This window comes from Streptomyces sp. NPDC101178, from assembly GCF_044767965.1.
Classification (GTDB): Bacteria; Actinomycetota; Actinomycetes; order Streptomycetales; family Streptomycetaceae; genus Streptomyces.
Genome location: NZ_JBIWOZ010000004.1, coordinates 656,952 through 680,568 on the forward strand (window position 1 = coordinate 656,952; position 23,617 = coordinate 680,568).

General features: G+C 70.7%; 17 protein-coding genes. 7 read left to right on the top strand and 10 right to left on the bottom strand.

Annotated elements, in window-relative coordinates; all coding sequences use genetic code 11:
* Position 1: 1 nt before the first annotated feature.
* From ACIRR8_RS15250 to ACIRR8_RS15290, 9 genes are all read right to left on the bottom strand, one after another.
* Positions 2-1,018, bottom strand: a complete 1,017-nt coding sequence (locus ACIRR8_RS15250; protein ID WP_404064023.1) for an MCE family protein — start codon at positions 1,016-1,018, stop codon at positions 2-4.
* Complete coding sequence (locus ACIRR8_RS15255) at positions 1,015-2,046, bottom strand: MCE family protein (protein WP_404064025.1); 1,032 nt, start codon at positions 2,044-2,046, stop codon at positions 1,015-1,017. The genes ACIRR8_RS15250 and ACIRR8_RS15255 overlap by 4 nt, the downstream gene beginning before the upstream one ends.
* Positions 2,043-3,326: an MCE family protein gene (locus tag ACIRR8_RS15260; protein ID WP_404064028.1), complete on the bottom strand. Its 1,284-nt coding sequence runs from the start codon at positions 3,324-3,326 to the stop codon at positions 2,043-2,045. Before ACIRR8_RS15260 ends, ACIRR8_RS15255 begins: the two co-directional genes overlap by 4 nt.
* Entirely contained in the window at positions 3,326-4,129 is an 804-nt protein-coding gene (locus ACIRR8_RS15265; protein WP_404064031.1) for an MlaE family ABC transporter permease, read from the bottom strand. The genes ACIRR8_RS15260 and ACIRR8_RS15265 overlap by 1 nt, the downstream gene beginning before the upstream one ends.
* 5 nt (positions 4,130-4,134) lie before the next feature.
* A complete protein-coding gene (locus tag ACIRR8_RS15270) occupies positions 4,135-4,989 on the bottom strand; it encodes an MlaE family ABC transporter permease (RefSeq protein WP_404064034.1) in 855 nt (284 codons plus the stop codon).
* Positions 4,986-5,984 (bottom strand): ABC transporter ATP-binding protein, encoded by a 999-nt coding sequence (locus ACIRR8_RS15275; protein ID WP_404064037.1) that lies wholly within the window; start codon positions 5,982-5,984, stop codon positions 4,986-4,988. Before ACIRR8_RS15275 ends, ACIRR8_RS15270 begins: the two co-directional genes overlap by 4 nt.
* A 349-nt stretch (positions 5,985-6,333) precedes the next feature.
* Entirely contained in the window at positions 6,334-7,860 is a 1,527-nt protein-coding gene (locus tag ACIRR8_RS15280) for a DUF6801 domain-containing protein (protein ID WP_404064040.1), read from the bottom strand.
* Positions 7,861-8,172: 312 nt separating this feature from the next.
* Positions 8,173-8,829, bottom strand: coding sequence for a hypothetical protein (locus tag ACIRR8_RS15285; RefSeq protein ID WP_404064043.1), 657 nt, complete (start codon positions 8,827-8,829; stop codon positions 8,173-8,175).
* A 201-nt stretch (positions 8,830-9,030) separates the two neighbouring features.
* The gene (locus tag ACIRR8_RS15290; RefSeq protein ID WP_404064046.1) at positions 9,031-9,963 is read right to left on the bottom strand and encodes a hypothetical protein; all 933 of its coding nucleotides are present in this window, start codon (positions 9,961-9,963) and stop codon (positions 9,031-9,033) included.
* A 657-nt stretch (positions 9,964-10,620) separates the two neighbouring features.
* Here ACIRR8_RS15290 and ACIRR8_RS15295 point away from each other — a divergent pair.
* The 5 genes from ACIRR8_RS15295 (at position 10,621) to ACIRR8_RS15315 (ending at position 15,154) form a co-directional block, all read left to right on the top strand.
* Complete coding sequence (locus ACIRR8_RS15295) at positions 10,621-11,835, top strand: helix-turn-helix domain-containing protein (protein WP_404064049.1); 1,215 nt, start codon at positions 10,621-10,623, stop codon at positions 11,833-11,835.
* A gap of 243 nt (positions 11,836-12,078) precedes the next feature.
* The gene (locus ACIRR8_RS15300) at positions 12,079-12,342 is read left to right on the top strand and encodes a hypothetical protein (RefSeq protein WP_404064052.1); all 264 of its coding nucleotides are present in this window, start codon (positions 12,079-12,081) and stop codon (positions 12,340-12,342) included.
* Between the two features lie 178 nt (positions 12,343-12,520).
* Positions 12,521-13,477 carry a hypothetical protein gene (locus tag ACIRR8_RS15305; protein WP_404064055.1) on the top strand — a complete coding sequence of 319 codons (957 nt, stop codon included), beginning with the start codon at positions 12,521-12,523 and terminating at the stop codon, positions 13,475-13,477.
* 53 nt (positions 13,478-13,530) lie between these two features.
* Positions 13,531-14,262, top strand: a complete 732-nt coding sequence (locus ACIRR8_RS15310) for a hypothetical protein (protein WP_404064058.1) — start codon at positions 13,531-13,533, stop codon at positions 14,260-14,262.
* Positions 14,246-15,154, top strand: a complete 909-nt coding sequence (locus ACIRR8_RS15315) for an inositol monophosphatase family protein (RefSeq protein ID WP_404064061.1) — start codon at positions 14,246-14,248, stop codon at positions 15,152-15,154. Before ACIRR8_RS15310 ends, ACIRR8_RS15315 begins: the two co-directional genes overlap by 17 nt.
* A 20-nt stretch (positions 15,155-15,174) precedes the next feature.
* Here the strand turns inward: ACIRR8_RS15315 and ACIRR8_RS15320 are convergent, their stop codons facing one another.
* Entirely contained in the window at positions 15,175-16,338 is a 1,164-nt protein-coding gene (locus ACIRR8_RS15320) for an SLC13 family permease (protein WP_404064345.1), read from the bottom strand.
* A 289-nt stretch (positions 16,339-16,627) separates the two neighbouring features.
* Between ACIRR8_RS15320 and ACIRR8_RS15325 the strand changes: the two genes are divergently transcribed.
* Both ACIRR8_RS15325 and ACIRR8_RS15330 read left to right on the top strand, forming a co-directional pair.
* Positions 16,628-22,543: a TIR domain-containing protein gene (locus tag ACIRR8_RS15325; protein ID WP_404064064.1), complete on the top strand. Its 5,916-nt coding sequence runs from the start codon at positions 16,628-16,630 to the stop codon at positions 22,541-22,543.
* A 225-nt stretch (positions 22,544-22,768) separates the two neighbouring features.
* On the top strand, positions 22,769-23,617 hold the full coding sequence (locus ACIRR8_RS15330; protein WP_404064066.1) for a hypothetical protein: 849 nt from the start codon (positions 22,769-22,771) through the stop codon (positions 23,615-23,617).

The window sequence follows — 23,617 nt, forward strand, 5'->3', positions numbered from 1 at the left end:
GTCAGCGGCCGCCTTGCTTCGGTGGCATGCATCCGGTGGTCGGTGGCGTACCGGCGGGCAGGTAGTTCCGGGGCACGACCCCGCAGGCGTACGTGTCGAACCAGCGGCCGTTGCCCAGGGTGTTGCCGACGAGCCGGCTGTAGGTGCCGGTCATGGCGAGCACCTTGTCCAGGCTCTTCCGGTTCTTCGCGAGGACGGCGGTGACCCGGCCGAGCGAGGCCAGCGTCGGCCCGAGCTGCTTGTCGTTCTCCTCGACGAGTCCGGTGAGCTGGACGCCGAGGCTGCGGGTGCCGGTGAGCAGCAGGTGGATGGCGTCGCGGCGGGCCTGGAGCTCGCCGAGCAGCAGGTTGCCGTCCTCCAGGAGGGTCTCGAAGCTGCTCTTCTTCCCCGCGAGCGTCTTCGTGAGGCGTTTGCTCCCCTGGAGCAGCGTGGCGAGCTGGGCGTCGCGCTGGGAGACCGTACGGGAGAGGGCGGAGAGCCCTTCCGCCGCGCTGCGGACGTGCGGCGGGGAGTCCTTGAAGGTGGCGGAGATCGTCTCGAAGCTCCTGGCCAGCTGCTCGGTGTCGATCGCCTCGATGGTCTCGCCGAGCCCGTTGAACGCCTGGGTGACGTCGTACGGGGAGGTCGTGCGGCTCGCGGTGATGCGGGAGCCGGGGTCCTGCGGGGCGTTGCCGAGCGGGTCGACGGCGAGGTACTTCTCGCCGAGGAGGGTCTTGACGGCGATACCGACGGTGGAGGCGTTGCCGATCCAGGCGTCCTCGACCGTGAAGTCGACCTTCACGCGCGGCCCGTCGAGCGAGACGCCGGTGACCTCGCCGACCTTGACTCCGGCGATCCGCACCTCGTCGCCGTCGGAGAGCCCGGCGGATTCGCTGAAGTCGGCGCTGTACGAGGTTCCGCCGCCGATGAAGGGCAGGGAGTCGGCGCGCCAGGCGGCGAGGGCCAGGAGGGTGAGGACGAGGAGCCCGACGGTGGCGACGGCGACCGGGTTGCGTTCCCGGATCGGGGTGAGTGTCATGCCAGGCACCTCGGCTGGGTGATGGCGATGCCGGTGGGCGGCGCGGAGCCGTCGTCGGTGGCCACCCCGCCGACCGTGGCCTCGCAGAGGTAGAGGTTGAGCCAGGAGCCGTAGGAGGTGAGGCGGCTGATCGCCTCCATCTTGGCCGGGGTCTTGTCGAGGAAGTTCTCGATCTGGGGTGTCCCCTTGTCCAGCTGGCCGCTCAGTCGCCCCAGTTGCCGGATGTTCTCCTTGAGGGGCTTCCGGCCGTCCTGGAAGAGGTCCGCGGTGACGGTGGTCAGGGCGCCCATGGCGGTGACGGCCTCGCCAAGGGGTTTGCGGTCGCCGGAGAAGCCGGTGACGAGCTTCTCCAGCGTGACGACGAGGTCGTCGAACCCGGCCTCGCGGTCGTTGACCGTCTTCAGGACCGTGTTGAGGTTCCTGATCACCTCGCCGATCACCTTGTCCTTGGCGGCGACGGTGCTGGTGAGCGAGCCGACGTGGCGCAGGATGGAGTCGACGGTGCCGCCCTCGCCCTGGAGGACCTGGACGATGGAGCCGGCGAGCTGGTTGACGTCCGGCGGGGAGAGGCCTTCGAAGAGGGGCTGGAAGCCGTTGAAGAGCTGGGTGAGGTCGAGCGCCGGGGTGGTGCGGTCGAGGGGGATGGTGGCCCCGGCCGCGAAGGTCCGGCCGACCGGCCCTGCGCCCCGGTCCAGGTCGACATAGCGCTGGCCGACCATGTTCAGGTACTTGATGGACGCCGTCACGGAGGCGGGGAGCGTACGCCCTTTCCGTACGCCGAAGGTGACCTCGGCGACCCTGCGGTCGGCGACGCGGACGGACTCGACCTGGCCGACCTTCACTCCGGCGATGCGGACGCTGTCGCCGGGGATGAGACCGGTGGCGTCGGTGAACCGCGCCTTGTACGTGGTGGTGTCGCCGACGCCCGTGTTGGCGATGGAGAGCCCGAGGACGGTGGTGGCGAGGACGGTCACCAGGACGAAGACAAGGGACTTGGTGAGCGGTCCCGCGAGGGAGCGGCGTTTCACTTGAGCTTCACCTCCGCACCGCGGAAGGCCGGTCCGATGAGCACGCTGCTCCAGTCGGGCAGGGTCTGCGGCTGGACTTTCAGTGACGGAGCGACCAACTCGTTGACGAGCTGGGACTCCTGGGGGGAGTTGGGCAGGCCGAGCGCGGTGTCCCGGGCGGCCGGTGGTGGTGCGGTGACGTCGGTGGCGCGGCGGTTGTCGGCGGTCGGGGCGCCGCCCTTGCCGACGTACGGCACCGAGTAACAGCGCGGGCCGCCGGTGGAGTTGTAGGCCGGGGTGTCCTTGCCGGGGATGTATTCCCCTTGGGACGGGACGGACTTGACGGTCACGTGCAGGCCTGGCTCGTTCGTTCCCTTGCCGAGCGCCTTGTCCATGGCGGGCACGAAGCCGGCGACCGTGCGGAGCGTGCACGGGAACGCGTCGGCATATTTGGCGAGGAGTTCGAGCGTGGGACGGCCGGATGAGGAGAGCCGGATGAGGTTCTCCTTGTTCTCCCGGAGGAAGGAGGTGACGTCGCGTGCGGAGGCGGTGGTGGTGCCGTACAACGCGGCGAGCCGCGCCTCCTGTTCGGCGATCGTGCCGCTCGTGGTGGTGGCGTCGGTGAGGGCATCGAGGATGTCCGGCGAGGCGTCCGCGTAGAGCGTGCTGACCTTGACGAGCTGCTTGATGTCCTCGTTGAGGGTGGGGAGTTGGGGGTTGAACTTCTTCAGGTGGGCGTCCAGCGTGGTCAGCGTCTCGCCAAGCTTGTCGCCGCGGCCTTCGAGCGCCTGGGAGACGGCGCCGAGCGTGGCGGAGAGCTTCTCGGGCTTCACGGCCGTCAGGAGCGGCAGCACGTTGTCCAGCACCTCCTCCAGCTCGATGGCGTTGCTGGAGCGGTCCTGCGGGATCACCGCGCCGGCGCTGAGGGCACGCGAGGAGGGGACGCGCGGCGGGACCAGGGCGACGAAACGCTGGCCGAAGAGGGTGGTGGGCAGCATCTGCGCGGTGACGTCGGCCGGGATCCGGTCCAGCTGGTCCGGGTCGATGGCGAGCGTGAGGCGGGCGCCCTCTGCGTCGGTGGCGATGGACCTGACCTGGCCGATGACGACTCCGCGCAGCTTCACATCGGCGTTCTCGTGCATCTCGTTGCCGACCGGACCGGTCCGTACGGTGACGGTGGCGTCGTCGGTGAACTCCTTGTCGTACACCGCGACCGAGACCCACACCAGGACGGCGGGGACCAGGAGGAAGGCGACTCCGGCGGCTCTGCGGCGGAGGGTTCGCGTGGCACTCGCACTCATCAGCCGGCCACCTTCACCGTCGTCGTGGCGCCCCAGATGGCGAGCGAGAGGAAGAAGTCGGTGACGCTGATGAGCACGATCGCGTTCCGCACCGACCGCCCGACCGCCACACCCACTCCGGCGGGGCCGCCGGTGGCGTGGAAGCCGTAGTAGCAGTGGGCGAGGATCACCAGCACGCTGAAGATCAGCACCTTGAGCACCGACAGCAGCACGTCGTCCGGGGAGAGGAAGAGGTTGAAGTAGTGGTCGTAGGTGCCCGCCGACTGGCCGTTGAAGAGAATGGTGATGTAGCGGGAGGCGAGGTACGAGGAGAGCAGGCCGATCGCGTACAGCGGGATGATCGCGACGACGCCGGCGATGATCCGGGTGGTGACGAGGTAGGGCATCGACCGCACGCCCATCGCCTCCAGCGCGTCGACCTCCTCGTTGATCCGCATCGCGCCGAGCTGCGCGGTGAAGCCGGCGCCGACGGTGGCGGAGAGGGCGAGCCCGGCGACCAGGGGCGCGATCTCACGGGTGTTGAAGTAGGCGGAGATGAACCCGGTGAACGCCGAGGTGCCGATCTGGTCGAGCGCCGCGTAGCCCTGGAGGCCGACGACCGTGCCGGTGAACAGGGTCATCGCGACCATCACACCGATGGTGCCGCCGATGACACCGAGGCCGCCGCTGCCGAAGGCGACCTCGGCCAGGAGCCGCTGCACCTCCTTGAGGTAGCGGCGCAGGGTGCGCGGGATCCAGACCAGGGCCCTTGCGTAGAAGGTGAGTTGGTCGCCGGAACGGTCGAGCCAGCTGAGCATCGCCATCGTCCTCAGCCCCCCTTCGCGGGGACGATCTGGAGGTAGATCGCCGTGAGCACCATGTTCACGAAGAACAGCAGCATGAAGGTGATGACGACGGACTGGTTGACCGCGTCGCCGACGCCCTTGGGACCGCCGCGCGGGTTGAGGCCGCGGTGGGCGGCGACGATGCCCGCGATGAAGCCGAAGATGAGGGCCTTGAGCTCGCTGACGTACAGGTCGGGCAGCTGGGCGAGGGCGGAGAAGCTCGCCAGGTAGGCACCCGGTGTGCCGTCCTGCATGATCACGTTGAAGAAATAGCCGCCGAGCGTGCCGACCACCGAGATCAGGCCGTTGAGCAGGACGGCGACGAGCATGGTGGCGAGGACGCGCGGGACGACGAGGCGCTGGATGGGCGAGACGCCCATGACCTCCATCGCGTCCAGCTCCTCGCGGATCTTGCGGGAGCCCAGGTCGGCGCAGATCGCGGAGCCGGCGGCGCCCGAGATGAGCAGCGCCACGATGATCGGGCTGGCCTGCTGGATCACCGCGAGGACGCTGGCGCCGCCGGTGAAGGACTGGGCGCCGAGCTGCTGGGTGAGCGAGCCGACCTGGAGGGCGATGACCGCGCCGAACGGGATGGAGACGAGGGCGGCGGGCAGGATGGTGACGCTGGCGACGAACCAGAACTGCTCGATGAACTCGCGTAACTGGAAGGGCCTGCGGAAGATGGCCCGGCCCACGGCGATACCGAGCGCGAACAGCTTCCCGGTCTCGCGGAGCGGGGCGAGCAGTCGGCTGGGCCGGCGCTGCCCGGGACTCCTGGAGAGGACCGGCGGGGCCTTCTCCGGCGGCTCCGGCGGCCGCACCGGCATCGGGGCGGTCACGCTCTCGCACCTCCCGCGGCCGGGGCGTAGCTGTTGAGGATGGCCGTACGGGCGGCCTCCGGCAGCTGGCCCATCATCGCCATGACCCGCTCACGGCGGCGCAGCGCTCCCTGGCGTACGGGCATGCCGGGCGAGGGCTCCAGCTGCGGGACGACGGTTCTCGGCACGGCGATCGTGTCGGCATGGCCGAGGGAGTCGCTACGTCGCTGCTCGGCGGCGAGCGTGGCGGCGTCCTTCTCCTCGGACATCCCGATGGGCCCTTCGCGGCGTCCGGCGAGGAACTGCGAGACGACCGGGGTGTCACTGGTGAGCAGCACCTCGCGCGGGCCGAAGGTGACGAGGTTGCGGCAGAACAGCATCCCCATGTTGTCCGGGACGGTCGCCGCGATGTCGAGGTTGTGGGTGACGATCAGCATCGTCGCGTCGATCTGCGCGTTGAGGTCGATGAGGAGCTGCGAGAGGTACGCGGTGCGCACCGGGTCGAGTCCGGAGTCCGGTTCGTCGCAGAGGATGATCTGCGGGTCCAGGACGAGGGCCCGGGCGAGGCCGGCGCGTTTGCGCATGCCGCCGGAGATCTCGCCCGGGAGCTTCCCCTCGGCACCGAGCAGTCCGACGATGTCGATCCGCTCCATGACGATGCGGCGGATCTCGGACTCCTTCTTGCGGGTGTGCTCGCGCAGCGGGAAGGCGATGTTGTCGAAGAGGGACATCGAGCCGAAGAGCGCGCCGTCCTGGAACATGAGGCCGAAGAGCTTCCGCGTCTCCATGATGTCGCGTTCGGAGCTGTTCACCATGTCGACGCCGTTGATGAGGACGCGTCCCTGTTCCGGCTTCAGAAGTCCGATGATGGATTTCAGGAAGACGGTCTTTCCGGTGCCGGAAGGACCGAGCATGACACTCACCTCACCGGCGGGCAGGGTGAGGCTGACGTCCTGCCAGATGTTCTGCTTGCCGAAGGACTTCGTCAGGCCTTCGACGACGACTTCGATTCCCATCGACCCTCCTTCGACGTGGTGGCGACTTCGGTCATCTGTCAACGCTCCGGCTCTCGGAAAACAAGCAGGTACGGAGGGGTTTCGGGCCGCTCAACCGGGACGCTACGGCTCGGTAACCTCAGTTCGCAATACTGGATACGGAACTTTCTGCGGCGTGATCGCGACGCCCGGATTACTTGTTTCCGAGTGAGTGATCGGCGCGTCAAACCTGTTAATCTTTGATGAGTTTTCCGCTCGGTGGCGGACGTCTTTCCCTGCCGAAGAGCCCTCCCGGCCGTCGCTCGGCCGGAAGGGCTGCGGGGTTGGTCCAGATCACCGGAGGAACACCGGCGGATCACCGGCGGTACGGTCACCGCTCGGGCTTCGGCACCTTCGGCGGGCAGTCCGGGCCGTCCGGGTTCGTCGCCACGCAGAGCGGCGCCTGCGTCATCTTGGTGTAGTTGTCGGCCTTCTTGCCGACGCTGGAGATGGCCGAGGTGAAGAGCGGATCGAGGTTCTCGCCGACGCCGCATCCCTTGAACGGCGGGATGTGCGCGTAACCGGTCAGATTGCCGCCGGTCGCCACGAGGTAGCCGGCCGGCGGATAGCTCTGGCCGTACCCCTTCAGGACCTGCTCGAAGGGCCGCTCGGTGCGGCAGTCCGGGCCCACGTCCAGCGGGACACCGTTCACCTTCACGTCGTACAGGCGCATGGAGAGCTGGGCGGTGACCGTGGATTCCTCGGGGTAGGTCGGGGTGTTGGTGACCGTGTGGGTCTGGACGACGGCCGGCGGGCCCACCTGCTCCAGCACCATCGTGGCGGTCGTCGGCATGAACCCGTAACTGAGGAAGGTGGCCTGTGTCGGAGGGAGCTGCCGCTTGCCCTCGTACTCGAAATCGACCTCGGAGGTGACGTCGACGGTGGAGGCGCAGGAGTCGTTGATGTACCGCTTGTTGAGGACCACCTTCATGAACGCGGGGCCGAGCGCCGCCGCACCGTCCAGCTTCACGGCGTTGGCGTACCCGGCGGCGTACGTCTCGGCGGTGGTCATCACCCACTCGGGCGGGATCTCGATCGGGCAGCTTCCGGGGTCCGCTTCGTCGAGGGCTTCGCGCCGCTCCTCGGCGAGGTCGTCGATCTTGCGGTGGGCGTCGGGGTCGAGGCCGGGGGCCGGCGGGGCCGGCTGCTCGGGCGGTTCGGCCGGCTCCTCCTTCCCAGGCGCGGGCTCGTCCGGGCCGGGCGTCGGGGCAGGCGGGCCGACGCTGTCGCGGACGGTGATGTCGGCGAGAGGCCGCTCCTCGTCGTCGTCGGGCTCGCAGACGACGGTGAGCTGCGGAGGCGAGGTCGGCGCGCCGTCCTCGGTGAAGGAGGCGAGGGTGAGACCGAGCGCGGCCGGGGTGATGGTCGCGCGTCCGGGGCTGCCGAACGCGACGGTGGGGACGTCGCCGGTGGCGGCGAGCACGACACCTTCCTCGCCCCCGCCTTCGCCCTCCGGTGGCAGCGGGACCGCAGGAGCTTCGAGCTGCTGCCAGGAGGCGTCGGCCGAATGCTCGCCGATGGTGTTCCGTACGGTCAGCTCGGCGACGGCCGACAGCGTGGACGCCTCCAGCGCGGTGAACTGCGCCAGCGCCGACCGTGCCAGGCTCACGTCGACGGAGACGTCACCGGGCCGGATCTCCTCCTCCGTACGGACCGAGACGGGCAGCACCGCCTTGACCGTGACGTCGGCCTTCTCCTCGCCGGACGGAAAGGAGCATGTATAAGGAAGCGTGACTTCGGACGTCTGGTCGGCCGCCACCGATTCGGCGCTGGGAATGAGCGCGGTGGCGACGACGAGCGCCCCGCCCAGGGCGAGATGGAGCGGACGTCTCGCCGCGGCGCGTGCATCGAGGGTCATGCGGATGGTGTCCTTCCGGCGCGCGCGGGCCAATCGTTCCGATGGCTGCGAAATGGGGTCCACTTCTCGGCAACGGCCTTTCGGACGGACCGGGAATGATCCTCCTACCGACCGGTACGCTACGCATAAGGTCAGCACTCTGGGAAGGGCCGGGAATTACGCTGTTTCACGGAGGCCCGGTTTTTGGCAGACGATGACAATTCCCGCCCGTGGAGTTATCGGCGAGTGAGTGGAGAAGCGCGAGGTGCCCGGCCGTCGAGGGCGCACGGCCGGGCACTGCGCTCATGTGCTGAGCATCAGAGGCGTACGGGATCAGCCGCTGATGACCGGGGACTTGCCGGAGGCCGTGTTCTTGATGGTGTAGAGGCCCTGGAAGCTGGCGGTGGTGCCGACGATGCCGCAGCCGCCGCCGACCTTGTTGGCGATGGTCAGCGTGAGACCGCCGCCCGCCGTGTTCAGCGTCCCGTTGCTGCCGCCGGCGCTCGGGTTGTTGTACTTGGCCGCCACCTTTCCGGTGACGTCGAAGGTGCACGGGCCCAGCACGCTGCTGCCGCTCACCTTCGCCTTGATCGCTCTGATCTCACCGGTCACCTGGCCGGTGGAGTTGGTGCCGGCGCCCGCCGTGTAGTCAAGACCCCAGATCTGCCACGGAGGCGTGGTGGTCACGGTCCACGTGGAGCTGAAGGGGCCGGTGCAGGGCGAGTTGAACGAGATCGCCGAGATGGAGGCGAGCTGCGCCGGGGAGCCGGCCACCGGGGAGGTGGGGGCGGAGCCGGACGCGGCGGAGGTCGCGCACTGGATCTTGTTGCCGTTGTTGTCGGTCAGGACGGTCACGCCGGCGCTGCCGGTGAAGGCGCCCGTCGGCGTGATGGTCCAGCTGGTCGGGGCGGCGATGGCCGACGGAGCGGCCAGCGCGACGGATGCCACGGCGGCACCGATCGCGGTCAGTACACCGGATCGCTTGATCATGGAATGACTCCCTTTTCTTGTCCCGTTGGGGATACGAGTGGACGTGCGCACGGGAAATGTGGGCGGCACGCTTCGAACTGGACTGGAGAAGGCGCGGATCCTTTTGTGGGCGGTCTTCTGTCATGAACGGTCGGGCGGCTGTCGTACCACCTCCTTCTTCGGGTTCCGCAAAGCCCCCGGAGGAATGGAGGGCGTCGGCTCCTACCGCACCGCGGAGTGCCAGAATTCCGACAGCTTCTTGCCCTCGTCCGGCGCCAGGCCGGCCGGGTCGTAGGGGCTGCCGAAGTAGGTCGAGGTGTCGTTGAGCTTCACGCTGTTCTTGCCGGCGGCGGACGGGAGACCGGTCTTGAGGTTCACCGCCCAGTCCAGGAGTCCGGCTCCGCAGCCGCTGGCTCCCGGCACGGCGAACGTGGCATCGCCCTGGTCGGCGCCGGCGAAGGTGTAGCGGCCCATCTCGCCCTCGTCGTCGCGGGTTCCGTCGGCCGCGAACCGCTGGAGCGAGAGGCTCGGCACGTTCAGGTTCTGCGGCTTCAGCAGCACCGGATCGGCGGTGGTGCCGATGTAGCACTTGTCGCCGAGGAACGGGTTCCTGAGGTGGATACGGACCGGAATCGTGAGAATGGGTTCACCGGTGGAGAAGGCCGCCACCATACTGAAGTCCCTTGGTGCGCCCGCCGGTTCGATGGTGGCCGTGATCCGGTTGAGGTTGTTGTCCGTCAACTGGCGGCAGATCGCCGAGACGAACGGGATGGCGCTGGGGCACATCAGTCCGAGCAGTCCGCCGGGGACCTCTGCCGCGTCGGCGGTGAGCGCCCCTTCGGGCGGCGCCACCAGGGAGTTGGTGCCGTCGCTGCGCTGGATGACGCCGAGTTGCAGATCACTGTTGCCGGTCGGCACCTTGCTCTTGCCGAGCGTGATGGAGCCGGTGACCGAACTCGACGCGATGCAGGTGGCGATGGTGTTGACGCCGTCCGCAGCGAGCATGGCGGGCGCGTCCACCGGGCAGCGGTCGAACGGCGCCCAGTCGCCGTTGAGTTCGGTCGCCGCGGCGGCCGAGCCGGTGGAGAGCACGGCGCTGAAGGCGGTGAATGCCGCGAGCAGCCCTATGCGGGTGCGGTTGGAAACGGATCTCATGTCGTCCCCTCTGGTGAGCCGCCACATTGCGGCCTGGTGCGCGAAGTTGACCGGTTCTCCGCGCATGCCCGCACCGCGACGGATTCGTCGGCGGTGGTGGAGCCGCGGGGTGGACCCGGGGAGAAAGATCTGAGCGTCAAATTTCGGGCAGATTTCATGGCCCAATTGAACGAAGCGTGATGTTACTCGCGGGAAACACAGCGACACAATCCGTCCGCCCAAGAATTTTTGCGCGGCCCCGTTTTTGATCCGCGGATGAGTAACCGGGGGTCACCCTCTTATCAAGGAATGCGCATCCGGAGGTGCCGGAATGCGGACCGGCCGCCGGAACCGGGCCTCCCGCGCCTGCGCGGAACCTCCCCGGAGCCGGCGTCGGAGGATGTGCCACGCGCCTTGTCACGTGTCTTGTCACCACCTGAGCAGGCGGCCGAAATTCATTGTCCGAAAGCGCGCAGCAGTGTCCGACCTGCGCGGAAGTCCCACCGCGTGGACACGATGCGTGGCCCCTGCACTCCGATCTTGTCCAAGTGGTGTGCAGTGCCTGTTCCTTGGTCTATCTTCGTCGCGGACTTGCTGTCCGCACCTGTCGGTTCGTGGGAGCGCTTTCCCTCACCGTCCCACCCCACCACCGGGCGCCGAGAGCAGAGGGGACATGGCATGGCACGCCTCGTACAGCCGTTGGACACCGATGACCCCCTGGGGCCGCTCCCCCAGGAATTCGCCGCGATCATGCGACCCGAACTCCCCAGCCTCATCAAGGAGATCGGCGTGGAGGTCACCCGCGCCTATCCGGAGTACGCCCGGCTCCTGGACGGTCCCAACGGCCAGGCCATCAGGGTCGGCGTGGAGCAGAGCCTGGCCTCCTTCGTCGACCTGGTGGCCGAGCCCACCACCCCCACCACGCTCCGGGACGACATGTGCCGGCGGTTCGGCCGCTTCGAGGCGTACGAGGGCCGGACCATGGACACCCTCCAGGGCGCCTACCGGCTCGGCGCGCGGGTGGCGCTGCGGCGGGCCAAGAAGGTGGGGCAGAGCTACCACCTCTCCCCCACCCTCATGCTCAGCTTCGCCGACGCGCTCTTCGCCTACGTCGACGAGCTGGAATCGCTTTCCCGCGAGGGCTTCCTGGAGGTCCAGTCGCAGTCCGGGGAGCAGAGCGAGGCGCTGCGCCGGCGCCTGCTCCACCTCATCCTCGCCGGACGCCCCGCCCCGCGCAGCGCCATTGCCGACCTCTGCGAGCAGACCGGCTGGACACTGCCCGACGAGGTCACACTGGTCGCCGTCCGCGCCCCGGCCGCGCTCGACCGGCTCGGCGCCGACCGGGACCTCCTCCTCGATCTCAGCGACCCGCAGCCGCACCTGCTCATCCCCGGCCCGGTGGACGAGGCCCGAAGGTCCATGCTGGAACAGGCCCTGCCGGCCGGCCGCGCGGCGATCGGGCTGACCGTTCCGACGGGCCTGGCCTGCGACTCGATCCGGTGGGCCCGCCGGGTGCTGGAGCTCGTCGACTCCGGCGTGATCGACGACGCCCCGGTCATCCGCTGCGAGGACCACCTCATCACCCTGTGGCTGCTCTCCGACCCGGCCCTGCTCGACCAGCTCGCCCAGCGGGAGCTGGCCGCCGTGGCCGGGATCAGCACCACCCGCCGCGAGCGGCTGATCGAGACGCTGCGGATCTGGCTCGACACCCGGGGCACGGCGGCCCAGATGGGCGAACTGCTCGATGTGCACCCGCAGACCGTGCGCTACCGCATGCGCAGCCTGGAGACCATCTTCGGTGATCAACTCGTCGACCCCGAAAGCCGTTTCGCCACCGAGGCCGTGCTCCGCGCGTTACGGCTGCGCACCCGCTCGGCCGGCACATCCCCCTAGGAGGCGTGCTGCCGATCATGCCGGGCTCGATCGAGCCTCTCGTTTGGATCACGTTCGGCGCGACAGGTCAACTTACTCGCGCGTAAGGCGAAATAGACGGTCAGTCCCAAACGGTTGCGACACGGAGACGTCTCCGACGAGAAACCCGGAACCACGTCCCGTACACAAGGAGGAGTCTGCCGCTCATCCGGCGGCAGCACTCACGTACCGCCTCCTGGCCGACCATCCGAGAGGGAACACCCCATGACCGCCTCGCACCTCCTCGTCCCCGTGCCGATCCCGGACCGGGTCGCGGCGCTGATCGGCTCGTGCATCCCGCCGCGCATCCTGGAGGCGGAGTTCGAGGCCGACTGCGCGGCCCGTGAGGTCCGCAGGTTCCGGGGCCCCCGGCTGGGCGTCGAGGACCAGGCCGACCGCGAGCAGGCTCTGGCGGAGCTGGCCCGCGCCAACAAGATCCTGGCCGCTCACCACCCCCGGCTCGCGGTGGTGCCGGGATCGTTCGCGTGATCGGGCGGCATCAGCGGCGCGCGCGGTCGTCGGCGCGCGGGGACGAGCCCGGGCGCGGGGCTCCCGATCTCGGTACCACCCTCGCGCTCCCCGGCGGCTGAAAGACGTTCTGGTGGGCTCGCGACCCCGCCCCTAGCATCGGTGCGGTCGGTGTTCACGGGGGACGATGGAGGAGAGCATGGTCGGCGGACCGGAGAGGCCGGGGCGCCTGGAGAGGCTGCTCAACTGGATCGCGCGGAACTTCGAGTTGCTGCTCGCAGTGGTCGGCGCGATCACCGTCGGCGTCATGGACCTGTTCGGTGACACCCTGGGAGACGACGCGACGGCCGCGGCCACCGTTCTCGTGCTCGGCGCCATCGCCGCCGGATCGCTGCGCCAGCGGGCCCGCGCCGATCACCTCGCCGACGCGGTCGACGGCATCCAGCGGGCCTTCGAGGGCATGGAGATGGTCCGTACCCTCACGGGGAGCGAGATCGGCGCCGAGCTGCGCACGGCGCGGGAGCGCGGCGGCTCCTGGGAGTTCAAGGGCGGCACCGGCACCTACCTGCGGGCCGTGACACTGCCCGAATGCGTGGACCGGGCCCGCCGCAACCGCTCGAATTTCACGTTCTCGATCGAGGTCGTCGACCCGGCCGACGCCCGCGCCTGCGCCGCCTACGCGAATTTCCGCCGCCTGTACGCGCGGCGGCAGAATTCCTCCGCCCCGGAGACGTGGACCCCGGAGCGGACGAGCAACGAGTCGTACGCGACCGTCCTGGCGGCGGGCTGGCACCTCCAGCGCTTCCCCGGCATGACCGTGCACCTCTACCTGTCCTCGACCGCGCCGACGCTGCGCTTCGACGTCTCGCCATCCCGCCTGATCATCACTCAGGACGATCCCGCGCAACCCGGACTCCTGGTCACCGAGAACCATCCGCTGTACCGCTACTACGGCGTCGAGCTCCGGCAGAGCCGCAGCCAGGCCCGCGAGATCGAACTGAGCCAGGCCCGGGCCCTCGACGCCGATCCGACCGCCGACCAGGCACGGGCCTTCTTCGAGAGCGTCGGCCTGCCGCTGCCCACGAGCTACTCCGACGGAGCGGTGCGGGATGTCGTCGACAAGGCCCTGCGCGCGGAGAATCCGTACCCGATCTGACCCGTCGCCGGCCACCGGCCGCACCGATCCGAAAGGCGAGGACGCGCCACGCCATGGATGCCCCCCACGGTCCGGACATCGACTACGACGCTCTGCGCAGGCTGCTCGCCCCGGACCCCGGTCCAGGCCCCTCACCGGGCGCCGGGCCGTCGTCGGCGGACCGTGCCGCCGCGGGCGACCTCGCCGTCTCCGTCCTGCGGGCGGTCGCCGAAGGACGCCGGAGCCTGTCCGCGGTCCGCCACCCCCTCGGCTTCCTGTGCCTGCCGGTTCTCAGGGACGGGACCAAAGGCGTGTGCGTACATCTGTTCGACGCCGGGACGGGCGGCGGCGAAGGGGGCGAGGGCGATGCGCCGCTCGTCCACGCCCACAGCTGGTCGCTCGTGAGCCTCGTCCTGTTCGGGCAGGTGACGAACCACTCCGTGCGGGTCGTCGACGATCCCGTGGCGCCGACCCACCGCGTGTACGAGGTGCGCAGCGGCCCGGACGGCACGGACGAGGTGCTCCGTACCACGCGGTTCGTCCGCGGAGTACCGGACGGTTTCGGACACAGCACGACCGGTGACGTCTACGTCGTCAGGCCCGGTGAGTTCCACGCGACGGTGGTGGCCGACGGCCGTCCGGCGGCCACACTGGTGCTCGGCGAGACACAGCCCGGAAGCAAGGACATGTCCCTGGGGCTCCTGTCCGGAGAAGGCCACCGTTCGGTACGGGAGATCTGCGGCAGGGAGGAGACCGTCGTGGCGGTACGGGCCGCTCTGAGGAGGATCGATGCAACGGACGGCTGACGGGCACCGCGGGTACGCGGCCGAACTGGCGGTCGCCCTGGCCGCGGCCGAGGAGGCGGGGAGGATGCTGCGCGGCCGTTTCGGCGACGTGTGGCGGATCGGTGTCAAGGGCGAGGACGGCGACGTCGTCACCGAACTCGACCTGGCGGCGGAGCGGATCGTGCTCGACCGTCTCCGCGAGGGGTTCCCCGAGGATCGCGTCTGGTCGGAGGAGGCAGGGATCCTCCCGGGCGCGGCCGACCGGACCTGGCTCGTCGACCCGCTCGACGGGAGCAACAACGTCGCTGCCGGGCTGCCCGTGTACGCGGTGGGGATCGGGCTGTGCGTGGCGGGAGCGCCCGTCCTCGGCGTGGTCCACGAGCCGCATACCGGCGTGACCTGGCACGCGGTGCGGGGCGGCGGGACGCACCGGCGCGGAGGAGGACCCGACGGGGGTGGCGAACGGCCGGCACCGGCGCCCGAAGCGGTATCCGTCGCCGGGGTGCCCCTTGCCGACACCCCGGTGACCGCCTCCGCATCACGCCTCGTCGTGGCGTGGACGCAGGGGCACTCGGTGCGCAAGGACGATCCGGTCGCCTCGGCGCTGCGGATCGCGCTGGAACGCCACACTCGGCGCGTCCTCGCCCTGTGGGCGCCGCTGATCGGGTGGTCGATGCTGGCGCGCGGGACGATCGACGGCTTCGTGGGGTACTGCGCGGAGGCGGTGGACTTCCCGCCCGGCGCGCTGCTCGCACTGGAGGCGGGGTGCGAGTTCCGTACGCTGGAGGGGGGCCCGTTCCGGATCGGCTTCACCGGTCCCGACACGACGCGCTGCTTCGTGGCAGGGCGGCCCGACGTCATCGACCGGCTGGTGGCGCTCACGCGGGAGGCGACGGGAGCCTCGTTGGTGTGAGGCCCGTGGCGTCGACGTGATCAGTTCGTCAGGGCGAGTGCGCCGGTTGCCGCCGCCGTGCCGGTGACCGCCAGGACGAGCCCGGTGCCCATGAAGCGGGCCAGCGGGATCCTGACCCCGGCGGTGCGGCAGCGTTCGAACCACAGCAGGGTGGCGAGTGAGGCCCAGGGGGTCACCAGGGCACCGACGTTGGTACCGATGAGGAGGGCGAGCAACTGGTCCCGGTTGCCCTCCGGGACAGCGGACTCGCCCGCGAGGTAGACCGGCAGGTTGTTGAGCACGTTGGAGAACCCGGCGCCGACCGCGGCGGAGCGGAAGAGGCCGGCCGCGTGCTCGCCCGCTCCCATGGCGTGCGTCAGCAGGCTGTGCAGACCGTGGACGTTGACGGTCTCCACGACGAGGAACATGCCGGGCACCATGACCAGCAGCCGCCAGGGCACGAGCGACAGCCGCAGTTCGCCCGGTCGGCGGAGCGCGAAGGCGACGAGCACGACGAGCGCGGCGGCGAGGGAGTTCACCCACAGCGGTACGGGAGCCACCAGGATGGCGACGAGGAAGCCCGCGCAGACCAGGGCACAGACGCGGAAGAGGACGGGATCCGCGGGACGGAACGCGGCGGTCGGCACGTAGCGGTCGGCACCGCGCCGTCCCCTCCTCCAGTACATCGCCCACAAGCACACCGCCGTCGCGGCGACGGCCGCCACCTGCGGGGCCCACATACGGGCCGCGAAGCCGCCGGCGGAGAGGCCGACGCGGTCGGCCGCGAGGAGGTTCGTCAGGTTGGAGACGGGCAGCAGCAGGCTCGCGGTGTTGGCGAGCCACACGGTGGTCATGGCGAGCGGCAGGGGCGCGATGCCCGCCCGGGCCGCCATCGCCAGCATGACGGGGGTGAGCAGGACCGCCGTCGTGTCGAGGTTGAGAACGAGCGTGGTCGCCGAGGCGAAGAGCACGCAGAGGCCGAACAGGCGTACGTAGCTGCCCCTGCCGATGCGCGAGATCCCCCCGGCCAGCACGTCGAAGACTTGCGCGCGGCCCATGAGTTCGGCCATGACGATGACGGTGGCGAGGAAGACGAGCAGGGGTGCCGTCCGGTGTGCCACGTCGCCGGCCGCCTGGACGGGCAGGGCGCCGGTCGCCAGCAGGGCCAGGCCGATCGCGAGCAGCGAACAGGCCAGCAGGTCCAGGGGGTGCAAGCGTCTGCGCGGGGATTCGGGTGTCGGCACTGCGCAAGGTTCGCACACCGGTACGGGTGAGAAGCAAGGTTGCCCAAGTGACGCGCGGGGATGTGGCGGGCGGGAGGAACGGGAACCGGCCAGCGGACCCGGTCAACTGGCACATCCGCGCGAGAGGTACTCCCCACGGGGCGCAGCCGCCCGCTCCGTCCCACCATTTCGCGTCAACTCCGCATCACGGACGCCAATTTGGCCGGTTGTCCAGCGGCAGGGTTTCGTCCGGGGTTTCTAGGATGGGCGGATGATGACGGGCAGCACGGGCACGCCGCAGCGGCAAGGCACTTTCTTCATCAGCTACTCCCCGGCCGACGAGGCATGGGCCTCCTGGATCGCCTGGACGCTGGAGGAAGCCGGCTTCCGTACGGTCATCCAGGCCTGGGACTTCGTCGCGGGCAGCAACTTCATCGACTACATGGACCGCGGTGTCAGCGAGTCCGTCGCCGTCATCGCCGTCCTCTCCCGGAACTACCAGGGCTCCCGGTACGGGCGGATGGAGTGGCAGGCGGCGCTGCGCTCCGAGCCGGACCAGCCCGACCGCAGGCTGCTGACCGTGCGCGTGGACGAGGCGCCCGTCGAGGGGCTGCTCGCGACGATCACCTACGTCGACCTGGTCGGCGTTCCCGACGCGCGCACCGCACGCGGGCTGCTCCTCACCCGGGTCGAGCAGGCGCTCGACGGTCACGCGCGCCCCGCCGACAGCCCCTCGTACCCGGGCGGGGGGCAGACCCTGTCCCCCGCCGTGCCCGCGCAATCCTGGCGGCAGCCGCTGACCGGGAGTGCCGAACGGGGTGGCCGGCGAAGGCCGGACGCCGCCCCGTACTACCCTCCGGCGGTGCCGGGCGGCGCCCGGCAGGAAGCCGTGAACATCCTGCACCTCGCGGGGCCCGAGTTCGGGCGCGGCCGGGAGCCCGAGGAACTGCTCCGCGACGTCCAGAGCGGGCTGATCGAGCTGCGGGACGGCGGCGCTCCCTCACCGGACCTGGTCCTCGTCTCCGGCGACGTGACCGCATCGGGCTCGCCCCGCAACTGCGCGCAGGCGCTCGACTTCCTGACCGGGCTGCGCGCACAGCTCCGCCTCGCCCCGCACCGGGTGCTCGTCGTGCCGGGCAACCAGGACGTCAGCGACGCCGCCTGCCAGGCGTACTTCCACAGCTGCGAGGCCGACGAGATCCGTCCGCAGCCGCCGTACTGGCAGAAGTGGCGTCACTTCAGCCGGCTGTTCGAGGGGCTGTACCAGGGACTCGACACCGTCTTCGGTTCCGACCAGCCGTGGACGCTCTTCCCCGTACCGGAACTGCGCACGGTCGTCGCCGGCTTCAACTCCTCGATCGCCCGCACCCACCGCCTGGAGGACCGGTACGGACTGGTCGGGCGGGCACAGGCAGCCTGGTTCGCCGAGACGCTCCGCCAGTACGAGGAGGAGGGCTGGCTCCGGGTCGGGCTCATCCGGCACCCGCTCCTCCCCCACGCCCGCGGTGGAGGGGGGTCCGGGCCGGGCAGCGGTACCGGGGAGGCGCCCGGACCGCTGCGCGACACCGATGTCTTCCAACGGCTCCTCGCACCCCGCCTCCACCTCCTTCTGCACGGCCCCGGCGGGGACGGCAGGGACCTGAATGCCACGCCGACCCACGCCGAACTGGCCTCCGCCACCGGCGCCCTGCCTCTGCTCGGGGCCGCGGGGCCGGGGCGGTTCAGCCTCCTGCGCGTCGATGCGCGGGGGGTCAAGCGGTGGACACCCCATGAGGAGGGTTCCACCGCCGAGCCCGTCGTCCATCCGGTCGACTGGCACTCCGCGCCCCGGTTCCCCGACGACACCGGCGACGAGGAGATCCCCGCGCACGGGTCGGCGAGCTCGGACAACCGCACCGTCAACGACCCGGGCGCCCAGCTCGCCGAGCGGGTCAAGGACGTCCTGCGGGCCCGTCGCCCGGACGTGCGCCTGCGTGACGTACGGCCCGTCGCGCCCGATGACCTGACCCAGATCGTCGCCGCCTGGGACGAGGACGACGTCGTGCGGCTGCTGCGCCTCGCGGTCCAGCCCGGCACCCCCACCGACGACGATCTCGACCGCCTGCTCGCCCTGGTCCACGCCGACGACTCGGGAACCGACGCCGAATTGGTGTACGCGGGTGAGCGGCCCGATCCCGGACTGCGCGAGCGTGCGGCGCGCCGTGGAGTACGGGTGCGCAGCTTTCTGGAGTTGCAGGGCCTCATCGACCTGCGCGGCTACGTCGCCACGCAGACGGCGGAGCTCTCCGCCGAAGGGCCCTACGCCCCCGAGCTGTACCTCCCGCAGCGCTACCGTGACGAGGTCCACCCGGGCGACGGGGAGGGTGATGACCTCGTCGACGAGATGCTCCGGCTCCTGGAGACCGACCAGGGCCGCGTGATCCTCCTCCTGGGCAGCTTCGGCCACGGCAAGACCTTCGCACTGCGGGAGCTGGCCCGTCGCATCCCCGAACGCCTCCCGCACCTGGCCCCGCTGCTCATCCCCCTCCGCTCGCTGGACCGCTCGCACAGCCTCGAAGGCCTCGTCGCCGCCCATCTCGCCAACCGCGGTGTCGATGTCATCGACCTGCGCGCCCTGCGTTACATGCTGCGCCAGGGGCGCGTCGTCCTCCTCTTCGACGGCTTCGACGAACTCGTCAACCGGGTCAGCTACGAACGGGCGGCCGAACACCTGCACACGCTCCTCAAGGCCGCGGTCGACCACGCCAAGATCGTCATCAGCGGCCGCACCCAGCACTTCCGCTCCCGCGAGCAGGTCCTCACCCCGCTCGGCGAGCAGATCGGACTCCTCCCACAGCGCCGGCTCCTGTCCGTCGAGGGCTTCACGCCCCACCAGATCCGCCGCTACCTCACCAACTGCTACGGAGAGGACGCGGCGGCCGCCCGCCGGTACGAGCTGCTCCTCGGCATCCCCGAACTGCTGGAGCTGTGCGGCAACCCCCGGCTGCTCAGTTTCGTGGCGGCGCTCGACGAGCAGCAGATCCGGGCCGTCGCCCGCTCCGGGGGAACACTCAGCGCGGCCCGGCTGTACGAGGACGTCTTCAGTACGTGGCTCCGCTTCGAGGAGCGGCGCGGGCAGGGCGGCCCGGGCGCCGCGCCGGGGCTGGAGCTCGACCAGTTGTGGCGGTCCGTCACCGCGCTGGCACTGCGCCTGTGGGAGAGCGGGCGCGGCAGTCTCCCCCTCGCCGAGCTGACCCAGATCGTCACCGAGACCTTCGGACAACGCGACGACAGGGCGCTCTTCACGCACGAGGCCCAGGCGGTCGGCGCGGGCACCCTCCTCGTCCGTGTCGACGACGGCGTCTTCCACTTCATCCATGAGTCGGTCATCGAGTGGCTCGTGGCGAGAGAGGCCGCGCGACGCCTCGGCCAGGGTGACGACACACTCCTCACGAAGCGGGAACTCTCGCCGCTCGCCGTCGACTTCTTCTGCGACCTGGCGGACTCGGAGCAGATCACCGAGTGGGTACGGCAGACGCTGGAGAGCCCCGGGCAGGACCCCGACGAGAGGGCCGGAGGAACCGCGGGCACCGGGCGAGCGGGGGCGGCCGCCGGGCGCGGCACCGCCGCGGCCGCCACCGACGCCGCCCGTACCAACGCCTACCGCTTCACCCGGCGGCGCCGTGTGTCGGTCGACGCCGACCTGCGCGGCGTGCACTTCCCCGGCGAGGACCTCTCCGGCCGCGATCTGTCGGGCCTCGACCTCACCGGAGCCAACCTCACGGACACCCAGCTCACCGGTGCCAACCTCTCCGGTGCCGTCCTGCGGGGCGCCCGCCTCACCGGTGCCCGGCTCGACGGCGCGAACCTGCACGGGGCCGACCTGCGGGGCGCCGACCTGCGCCGTTCCCGGTTCATCGGCTCGGACCTGCGCGGGGCGCAGCTCGCCGGGAGCCGCTGGCGGCGCGCCGTCCTCATCCGCACCGAACTCGACGACGAGGCGGCCCGGTCGGAGGAGCTGGCCTCCGCGAGCATCGCCCCGGGGGTACCCCTGGAGACCGTGCTGCGCCCGGCCTCCGTCAGCGTCCCCTACGGCTTCAGCCGGCAGCAGGGACGACTGCCCGAGCCCGTCGCGTACAGCCCGGACGGGGAACTGCTCGCCGCGGGCAGCCAGGACGGCAGCGTCCTGATCTGCGCGCCCGAGAACGGCGGGGCGCTGCGCGTCCTGCACGGCCACACCGCCCGGGTCTACGCCGTCCGGTTCCGCGACTCCGTCCTGGCGACGGGCAGCGCGGACGGCACCGTGGCCCTGTGGGACCCGGTATCGGGCCGCTGCCGTGCCAAGCTCTCCGTCCATCCGGACGGCGTCTGGCCGATCACGCTCAACCCGACCGGCACCATGCTCGCCACGGGTGACGGCGACGGCGTCGTACGGCTCTGGGACACCGCGAGCGGCGAACGGCTGCACGCGTTCCCCGGACACACCGTCCTCGTCTACACGACCGTCTTCAGCCCCGACGGGCGCACCCTCGCCACGGGCGACCGGAGCGGGACCGTGCGGATCTGGGACACGGCGACGGGAGAACTCATCGCCAGCCTCCCGGAGCACGACGGCCCCGTGTTCCGGGTCCGCTTCAGTCCGGACGGAAGTCTCCTGGCCACCGCCGACGAAGGCGTCGCGGACCGCGGAACCGTACGTATCTGGCGCGCCCGTGACCAGCGGCTCCTGCACGAGCTGCGGGGACACTCGGGCCGCGTCTACACCCTGGACTTCCACCCCGGGGGCGACCTCCTGGCGAGCGGTGACACCGACGGCGGGGTGCGGTTGTGGGACCCGCGCACCGGGCTGCCGGGGCCGCCGCTCGAAAAGGGCTCGGGAGGTGTCTACCAGATCGTCTTCGCCGACGACGGCCGCCGCCTCGCGGCCTGCGACTCGACCGGCGCCGTCCGCCTCTGGCAGCTCTCGGCGGGTCACGAGGGCTACGAGGCCGTGCCCGAGCGCCTGCAGCCGACCCGGCACCAGGGCTCGGCCTGGTCGTGCCGGTTCCGGCCGGAGGACTCGCAGCTCGTGACGGCCGGGGACGACGGCGTGCAGATCTGGGACGCCGCGACGGGCCAGGGCAAGCCGATCCTGCGCGGGCACGGGCGGCGCGTCAACGCGGTCTCCTTCGACGTGACGGGACGCTGCCTCGCGAGCGCGGGAAGCGACGGGATCGTCCGCCTGTGGGACGTGCGCACCGGCCGCTGTCTGCACGAGCTCGTCGGCCGGGGCGACCGGTTGATCTCGGCCGTGTTCAGTCCCGTGGGCAGTGTCCTCGCCACGGCGGGCAGCACGGGGCACGTCTCGCTGTGGGATGCCGAGGGCGGTACGTTCCTGCGCGAGCTGGACATCGAGACCGACCGCAGCTGGGCCGAGGCGTTCAGCGCGGACGGCGAGCAGATCGCCACGGCCAACGACGACGACTCGGTGAGCCTGTGGCGGCGCGCCACCGGCTCCCACGACCTCCATCTCGACGGCCACCAGGGCCGGGTGCGGTCCGTCGCGTTCGCCAAGGACGGTGCCTCCGTGGCGACCGGCTGCGACGACGGGCGCGTACGCGTCTGGCGCACCCGGGACGGCACCCTCGCCAAGACCCTGCGCGGCCATGGCGACCGGGTCTACGCCGTGGCCTTCGGCCCGGACCTCTCCTGGCTCGCCAGCGCCTCATGGGACGGCACAGCGGTGATCTGGCGTGACGGCGTCGCCCGGCACGTGCTGCGGCACAGCACGGGCAAGCTCTGGACGGCGGCCGCGCACCCGACGCTTCCGCTGCTCGCGACGGCGGGTGACGACCGCGTCATCAGGCTCTGGGACCCGGAGACAGGGGAGGAGAGGGATGTCCTGCACGGGCACAGCGGACGGATCTACTCGCTCTCGTTCAGCCCGGACGGGAATCACCTCGCGAGCGCGGGGGACGACGGAACGGTCCGGTTGTGGCGGGTGGGTTCGGACCCGGGCCCGGCCGGCACGGCGACCGTGACGCGGAAGGCCACACTCATCGGGGTGCAGGGCGGCTGGGCGGCCCTGACACCGGACGGGGGGTACAAGTCCGAGGGCGAAGTGGCGGGTGAGTTCTGGCACGTGGTGGGCATGACGAGGTTCGCCGCGGGGGAACTCGACCGGCACCTGCCGGGGGCACGGAGGCTGGCCCGGGACGAGGAGCTGTGAGGCCGCGGACCGGACGGGGACGAGACGGGTGCCGACGGGCACCCGGCACGCTGCCATGGTCGGCACCGGGCGCCACCGGCTCAGGAGACTGAGGAGGACTTCACCGCAAAAGGGGATGAGGCGGCCTCGCCGCACGACCGGAATTCGGCACGCGGGCTCTCCGTGCGGCATCCTGCGCGGAAGCGGAGTCACCCTCGCCCGCCCCGCGCTCACCCCGGAGAAGCCATGACCGCCCCCGCCGGTGCCCACCGCCCCTGCCTCCTCCTCGTCACCGATCTCGGGTACGAGGCGCGCGGCCGCCGCTACTGCGACGAGGACATCCACCTGGCCTCCCGGCTCCGCGAGGCCTTCGACGTCGCGCTCTGCCACCCCCGGGACGCGGCCGCGCTGCTGGACCGCTTCGACCTCGCCCTCGTACGCAACAGCGGTCCCGTCCTGCACTACCGGGAGGCGTACGACACGTTCCGCGCACGCGCCCTGGAATCGGGGGTGCCGGTCTACAACCCGCTGGACGGGCGCGGCGACATGGCGGGCAAGGAGTATCTGGTGGAGCTGAGCCGGGCCGGGTTCCCGGTGATCCCGACGGTGGACCGGGCGGCGGATCTGGGGCTGCTGCCCGAGGCGCGGGAGTACGCGGTCAAGCCGAAGCTGGGGGCGGACTCGGTCGGGCTGCGGTTCGTCGCGGGGGCGGAGGCGGCGGCCGAGCTGGAGCGGGAGGACGAGGGCGTGCTGCTCGTGCAGCCGCGGATCGGCTTCCGGTACGAGGTGTCCTTCTACTTCGTGGACCACGACTTCCAGTACGCGCTGTACGCGCCGGACCCGGAGCGGCGGTGGGTGCTGGAGCCCTACGCGGCGAGTGCCGGGGATCTGGCGTTCGCCCGCCGGTTCATCGCGTGGAACGCGCTCGGTCACGGCATCCAGCGGGTCGACGCCTGCCGTACGGAGGAGGGCGGGCTGCTCCTCGTGGAGCTGGAGGACCTCAACCCGTACCTCTCGCTCGACCGGGTGGACGAGGAGGTCCGGGAGGCGTTCGTGGCGCGGCTGAAGGCGTCGATCGCCTCGCTGATCGGCTGA

What these genes read in the sequence shown, in the direction of transcription:
- ACIRR8_RS15250 (WP_404064023.1), bottom strand. Translation starts at nt 1,018, where the DNA reads ATGACACTCACCCCGATCCGGGAACGCAACCCGGTCGCCGTCGCCACC.
- ACIRR8_RS15325 (WP_404064064.1), top strand. Translation starts at nt 16,628, where the DNA reads ATGATGACGGGCAGCACGGGCACGCCGCAGCGGCAAGGCACTTTCTTC.
- ACIRR8_RS15300 (WP_404064052.1), top strand. Translation starts at nt 12,079, where the DNA reads ATGACCGCCTCGCACCTCCTCGTCCCCGTGCCGATCCCGGACCGGGTC.
- ACIRR8_RS15285 (WP_404064043.1), bottom strand. Translation starts at nt 8,829, where the DNA reads ATGATCAAGCGATCCGGTGTACTGACCGCGATCGGTGCCGCCGTGGCA.
- ACIRR8_RS15260 (WP_404064028.1), bottom strand. Translation starts at nt 3,326, where the DNA reads ATGAGTGCGAGTGCCACGCGAACCCTCCGCCGCAGAGCCGCCGGAGTC.
- ACIRR8_RS15280 (WP_404064040.1), bottom strand. Translation starts at nt 7,860, where the DNA reads ATGACCCTCGATGCACGCGCCGCGGCGAGACGTCCGCTCCATCTCGCC.
- ACIRR8_RS15265 (WP_404064031.1), bottom strand. Translation starts at nt 4,129, where the DNA reads ATGGCGATGCTCAGCTGGCTCGACCGTTCCGGCGACCAACTCACCTTC.
- ACIRR8_RS15290 (WP_404064046.1), bottom strand. Translation starts at nt 9,963, where the DNA reads ATGAGATCCGTTTCCAACCGCACCCGCATAGGGCTGCTCGCGGCATTC.
- ACIRR8_RS15330 (WP_404064066.1), top strand. Translation starts at nt 22,769, where the DNA reads ATGACCGCCCCCGCCGGTGCCCACCGCCCCTGCCTCCTCCTCGTCACC.
- ACIRR8_RS15295 (WP_404064049.1), top strand. Translation starts at nt 10,621, where the DNA reads ATGGCACGCCTCGTACAGCCGTTGGACACCGATGACCCCCTGGGGCCG.
- ACIRR8_RS15315 (WP_404064061.1), top strand. Translation starts at nt 14,246, where the DNA reads ATGCAACGGACGGCTGACGGGCACCGCGGGTACGCGGCCGAACTGGCG.
- ACIRR8_RS15310 (WP_404064058.1), top strand. Translation starts at nt 13,531, where the DNA reads ATGGATGCCCCCCACGGTCCGGACATCGACTACGACGCTCTGCGCAGG.
- ACIRR8_RS15275 (WP_404064037.1), bottom strand. Translation starts at nt 5,984, where the DNA reads ATGGGAATCGAAGTCGTCGTCGAAGGCCTGACGAAGTCCTTCGGCAAG.
- ACIRR8_RS15305 (WP_404064055.1), top strand. Translation starts at nt 12,521, where the DNA reads ATGGTCGGCGGACCGGAGAGGCCGGGGCGCCTGGAGAGGCTGCTCAAC.